Below are 6,000 nucleotides of genomic sequence, written 5' to 3' on the forward strand. Positions count from 1 at the left end.
TCAGAATATATAATGAAATACAAGGAAAATAATGAAAGGACAAGGTATTTAATAAAATGAAGAAATAATTCACCTAAGTATGTAACAAAAGAATCTGAAATTTTGTAGGTTTTTTTGTAATGCAGTTTTAACTTAAGGGTGGATAGTTCTTCTATATTAATAAGCTTGCGGCCTTTTATGAAGGCATATATTTTTGAGTTTTTCATTTTGAAAATCTTTTAAAATATATGTGGCTTTTATTTAGAATGCTATCCTCTCCAGACAAATAAGGAGGGGATTTTTTTATGCTACTAATTGATGCAGTCAATATAAAGAAATATTTTAGTGATAGATTGATTTTTGAGTTCGAAAATTTAAAGGTATATTCAAATGAAAGAATTGGAGTAGTTGGAGCAAATGGTGAAGGCAAGACTACACTACTTAATGTTTTATCAAAAAAAGATGAAGCAGATGAAGGAGTAGTAAAACTTTATGGAAATCTAGAATATATAACTCAGCTCAAAAAACCTGAAAAAAAGACTATAAGTCCAGAGATGGCTTCAAGGTTTTCAGTAAATGAGACCTATTTAGATACTATGAGTGGAGGGGAAAAGACGAGATTCAAGCTTGCTTTAGCTCTTGAAAAGAATCCACCTCTGATATTTGCAGATGAACCAACTAGCAATGTTGACATAGAAGGAATTGAGCTTCTCCAAAGAATGCTTGATGATTACAAGGGAGCTCTTATTATAATATCTCACGATAGAGCTTTTTTAGATAATGTATGCACAAAGATAATAGAGATTCATAATGGGAAAATAAAAGAATATAATGGAAACTATAGCCAATATAAATCTCAAAAAAAACTGGAGACTGAAAGACAGGAATTTGAATATCAAAAATATATAGATGAAAAGAAACGCCTAGAAGGAGTAGTAAAGGATATAAGCAGAAAGTCTAAGACAATGAGAAAAACTCCAAAGAGGATGGGAAACTCAGAGGCAAGGCTTCACAAGATGGGTAATCAAAGTGCTAAAGCAAGTTTAGAAAAGATTGCCAAGAGCACAAGAGCAAGGATAGAGCATCTTGAAGCTAAGGAAAAGCCACAAAATGAGACACATATAAAGCTAGATGTAGGTAGAGTTCAAAATATTTACAGCAAAGTAATAATAGAAGGAAGGGATATAAATAAAAATTTTGAAGAGAAAGTCATATTCAATAACGCTGATTTTCAGATATTAAACAGTAGCAAAGTAGCGCTACTTGGGCCAAACGGATCTGGTAAGTCCACTCTTATCAATATGATTATAAACATGGAAAGCGGGATTCATGTTGCTAAAGGGGCAAAAATAGGTTATTTCAGCCAAGAGATGAGTATTTTAGATACTGATAAAACAATACTTGAAAATGTCATATGTTCATCCATATATGACGAGACACTCGCTCGAACTCTCCTATCAAGGCTTCTTTTCAAAGGAGAGGATGTGTATAAAAAAGTAAATGTCTTGAGCGGAGGGGAAAGGGTCAAGGTTTCATTTGCCAAGATACTTCTTGAAGATATCAATCTTTTGATACTTGATGAGCCATCAAATTATATGGATATCATGTCCCTTGAGGTCATTGAGGATGCACTTAGGGAATATGACAAGACACTGCTTTTCACATCTCACGATAGAAGTCTTATAGGTAAAGTAGCAGATCATATCATGAAAATAGAGGATAATAAAATAAAAATGTTTGAGGGAACCTATAAAGAATATCTTGAAAGGGAAAATAGAAAAAATCCAGATAAAGAAGACATAAAAATGAAAAAAGCTGTGCTTGAAAACAGGCTCAGCGATATAATTGGAAGACTTTCAATTCCTTCAAACAAAGATAATATAAAAGAGCTTGATAAAGAGTATAATGAAGTAATAAGGGAAATTAAAAATCTGGAAATATAATTTAGTAGACTTGGTTTAAAGAAGTATAGCTTTTTAGATAGATTAAATTATTTGAATAAGTTGGAGGCCATGATGGACTTTGAAATACAACATGAAGATTTATTTAGAGATTTAAAAATAGATTGCAAAAACTGCTTTGGTCTTTGCTGCGTTTCTTTATATTTTTCAAAATCAGAAGGGTTTCCAACTGACAAAGAAGCTAAAGAGCCTTGCATCAACTTAGAACCTGACTTCAGATGCAAAGTCCATAGCAAGCTATTAGACAAAGGATTGAAGGGATGTATATCATATGATTGCTTTGGAGCAGGACAAAAGGTTTCTAGAGATATCTATAAGGAAAAGGACTGGCTACAAAATCCAGAATTAGCAAATGAAATATTTGAAGTATTTTGCATAATAAATAAGCTCCATGAAATGCTTTGGTATTTAAAAAGTATCTTTTCAGCAGAAGAACTTAATGGAAATCCTATAAAAAATGAGCTTGAAAGATTAATAAAAGAAACTGAAAATCTAACAAATCTCAATCCTTTATCAATACTAAATATTGATATAGTATCTCAAAGATATACAGTCAATTCTATTTTGAAAAAAGCTAGGGACGTCTTGATAAAAGGGAATACTAAGGTGAAAAATCCTCCACTAGGTGCAATTAAAGAAATAGCTGGAAGGTTGGATTTGGTAGGGAAAGATTTAAAAAAAACTAGTCTAAATGAGCTTGATTTGGCAGGAGCACTGCTTATGGCAGCTGATGTTAGAGGAAACAATCTAAAGCATACAAATCTTATCGGAGCAGACCTTCGAGATACGGATATCAGAGGAACTAATCTTTCAAAGACTCTTTTTATAACTCAAGGACAAGTTAATACAGCTATAGGGGACTCAACTACAATACTGCCACCTTGGATTGATAGACCACCAAACTGGTAAAAATAAGGAGATGAATATGAAAAAAATATATAAAAACGGAAAGATTTATATAGAAAAAGGGTATTTTGCCCAAGCAATCTATATTTCAGATGGAATCATAAAAGAAATAGGAAAAAATGAAGATATTTTAAGGTATAAGGCAGATGAAATCATTGATTTAGAAGGAAAAACTATGATTCCAGGGCTTAACGACAGTCACCTTCATCTCACTATGATGGGAGCTAATATGAATGCCTGTAACTTAAACGAGGCAAGGTCCATAGATGAGATTATTTCTATGGGAAGGGAGTTTCTTGAAACTAATCCAGATATAAAAGTTCTTGTTGGAAAAGGCTGGAACCAAAATAGTTTTACAAGTGGAGAAAAAAGACTTCTTACAAGGCATGATTTAGACAAAATCTCAACGCAAATACCTATAGTATTTGACAGGGTATGTATCCATGTAAGTGTTGGAAATTCACTTGCTCTTGAAATTCTAAGGGCGGACGAAAATACAACTATTGAAGGTGGAGAAATCCAGCTAGGGGAAGACAAAAGACCCAATGGTATCTTTAGTGAAAATGCAGTAAGATACCTTCAATCAATAGTACCTCAAAAAACTAAAGAAAATATTGAAAAGGATTTTCTAAAGGCAATGGATTATGCGGTATCTCTAGGACTCACTTCGGTGCAATCCTGTGACGTTATGGGCGGAGATTTTAAAAAGGTATTTGAGGTAATAAATGAAATTGCCAAAGATGAAAAGTTAAAGCTAAGATACAGCCACCAGTTCAATTTTCAGGAGATAGAGGATTTTAAGGAGTATTTAAACAAAGAGCATCTTAATGAGGTCTATGATGAAAAAATGTATTCAAAGGGAGCTTTGAAGCTATTTAAGGACGGATCACTTGGAGCGAGAACTGCTCTTATGAAAAATGGATATAATGATGCTCCATCTGAAAAAGGAGTGGATGCATTAAGTGATAAAAAGCTTTATGAGCTTTGCAAATTAGCATCTGAAAGTAATATAAGGGTGATTACCCATGCAATTGGAGATGAAGCAGTCGAGAGAGTTATAGACATTTATGAAGATGTAATGGCTGGCAAAAACACCTTAAGGCATGGAATAGTTCACAATCAAATCACCACAAGAAATCAGCTTGAGAGAATCAGAGATTTAGATATAGCTGTGATGTATCAGCCTGTGTTTTTACTTGCTGATATACCAATTATAGAGGATAGGGTGGGGAAAGAGCTGGCGAGCACATCCTATGCTTTTAATACACTATATCAAATGGGTGCTCCTGTTAGCTTCAGCACAGATGCTCCAGTTGAAGACTGCAATCCATTTATTAATATATTTGCAGCTGTAAATAGGACAAAGCTTGACTTGACACCAAGTGGAGGGTATTATCCAGATGAAAAAATGTCAGTCGAAGACGCAATAGATGCCTATACAATAAAAAGTGCATACAACGAGTTCAAGGAAGATTTTAAAGGAAGACTAAAAGAAGGATATGTAGCAGATATGGTGATTTTAGATAGAGATATATTCACAATAGATAAATCGGAGATCAAAGACATAAAAGTAATTGAAACTATAGTTGCGGGAAATACGGTCTACAAAGCCTGAGACGAGGGGACGTATCTAGCGTCCCACTTTAACGGAGGAATAAATGAAAATCAAGCTAATTCAGCCTAAAATGCTAAAAAGACCTATGGATACGGATTTAAAAACAAGGATGTCACCCTCTCTTGGGCTCTTAACCTTGGCGAATCTCACTCCAAAAGAGCATAAAGTAATCATTGTGAATGAAAATATAGATGAAATAGATTTTGATGAGAAAGTTGATTTAGTAGCTATAACAGTTACAGTAGACGTAATGAAAAGGGCTACTGAAATATCTCGGGAGTTTAGGAAACGAAATATAAAGGTTGCGGCAGGGGGCATACATATCACTGCCAATCCAGAGAGTGCAGTAGGTGTTTTTGACATTATATGCATAGGTATGGGAGAGAGAACGTGGCCAAAGCTTCTAAAAGACCTTGAGAATAACCCCATTAAAGAAATCTACTATGATATGGAAAATATTTCTGGAAGTGAAATTGTATCTCCAGCCTATAACCTTATAGATAGTAAGAAATATCTCTACACAAATATAGTAAGCACAAGCAGAGGATGTCCCTTCAAGTGTGATTTTTGCTACAACAGCTCCAAAACAGTAGAAAAAACCTATATAAATAGAGCTGTTGAAGATGTTATTGAAGACATTAAACAGTTAAATACAAAGCATATAATGTTTATAGATGACAATTTTATAGGAAACCCTGGATGGACGAAAAAATTGTTAAAGGAAATAAAGCCTCTTAATCTAAAATGGAATGCAGCCATAACCTCAAATATTTTGGATAATCTAAATCTACTTGATGAGATGAAAGAATCAGGCTGTCAAAGCCTTTTTATTGGATTTGAAAGTATTAATGAAAACTCAATAAAAAGTGTAAATAAGGTGCAAAACAGTGTAGATAGGTATGAAAACCTTGTAAGGGAAATACACAAAAGAGGAATAATGATAAATGCCAGCTTTGTATTTGGATTAGATGAAGATGATAAATCGGTATTTGAAGGAACTCTAAATTGGATAGTCAAAAATAAAATAGAGACAGTCACATCCCACATACTAACTCCATATCCAGGGACAAAGCTCTATGAAGAGCTTTTAAATCAGGGTAGAATTACGGATTTTGACCTTTCGAAATACAATACTGCAAATGTGGTTTTCGCTCCAAAGAATATGACTAAAGAAGAGCTATTTGAAGGATATCTATGGATATATAGGGAAATATATTCCTTTAAAAATATTATAAAAAGGCTTCCTGATTCAAAGAAGCAGTGGATACCTTATTTAGCATTTAATATCTTTTATAGAAAATACGGTTTTATAACTGAAAAAATCTGCAATATCTTTTCTTTCAAAAGGGTAGGAAGCATTACAAGATGGTTATCATATAAAGTAAGTTGAATTATAATAAAAAAATCAATTTATAAGAAAGACGAGTGGGACAAACGAAATGTCCGGGACCAGTGAAAAAGTCTCCAAAAAACCCCCTAATTAAATACAATTTTTAAATTACAAAAAGACAAAAAAACTTTACAACCTTTGAATTAACT

4 protein-coding genes are annotated in these 6,000 nt (G+C 33.3%); all 4 read left to right on the forward strand.

Going from position 1 to position 6,000, the window contains the following annotated elements; all coding sequences use genetic code 11:
* Positions 1-284 precede the first annotated feature (284 nt).
* Genes abc-f through J2Z35_RS12465 form a run of 4 tightly spaced genes read left to right on the forward strand, consistent with a single transcriptional unit; the run spans position 285 to position 5,851 of the window.
* Complete coding sequence (gene abc-f / locus J2Z35_RS12450; RefSeq protein WP_209661728.1) at positions 285-1,922, forward strand: ribosomal protection-like ABC-F family protein; 1,638 nt, start codon at positions 285-287, stop codon at positions 1,920-1,922.
* A gap of 51 nt (positions 1,923-1,973) precedes the next feature.
* Complete coding sequence (locus tag J2Z35_RS12455) at positions 1,974-2,849, forward strand: pentapeptide repeat-containing protein (protein WP_330623468.1); 876 nt, start codon at positions 1,974-1,976, stop codon at positions 2,847-2,849.
* A 16-nt stretch (positions 2,850-2,865) separates the two neighbouring features.
* Positions 2,866-4,461, forward strand: a complete 1,596-nt coding sequence (locus J2Z35_RS12460) for an amidohydrolase (RefSeq protein ID WP_209661729.1) — start codon at positions 2,866-2,868, stop codon at positions 4,459-4,461.
* Between the two features lie 43 nt (positions 4,462-4,504).
* The gene (locus J2Z35_RS12465) at positions 4,505-5,851 is read left to right on the forward strand and encodes a B12-binding domain-containing radical SAM protein (protein WP_209661730.1); all 1,347 of its coding nucleotides are present in this window, start codon (positions 4,505-4,507) and stop codon (positions 5,849-5,851) included.
* Positions 5,852-6,000: the final 149 nt, after the last annotated feature.

The organism is Acetoanaerobium pronyense (assembly GCF_017874355.1).
GTDB classification, from domain to species: domain Bacteria; phylum Bacillota; class Clostridia; order Peptostreptococcales; family Filifactoraceae; genus Acetoanaerobium; species Acetoanaerobium pronyense.

Bases quoted from the DNA above. Each gene is read 5' to 3' on its own strand.
- abc-f (WP_209661728.1), top strand. From the start codon at position 285: ATGCTACTAATTGATGCAGTCAATATAAAGAAATATTTTAGTGATAGA.
- J2Z35_RS12460 (WP_209661729.1), top strand. From the start codon at position 2,866: ATGAAAAAAATATATAAAAACGGAAAGATTTATATAGAAAAAGGGTAT.
- J2Z35_RS12465 (WP_209661730.1), top strand. From the start codon at position 4,505: ATGAAAATCAAGCTAATTCAGCCTAAAATGCTAAAAAGACCTATGGAT.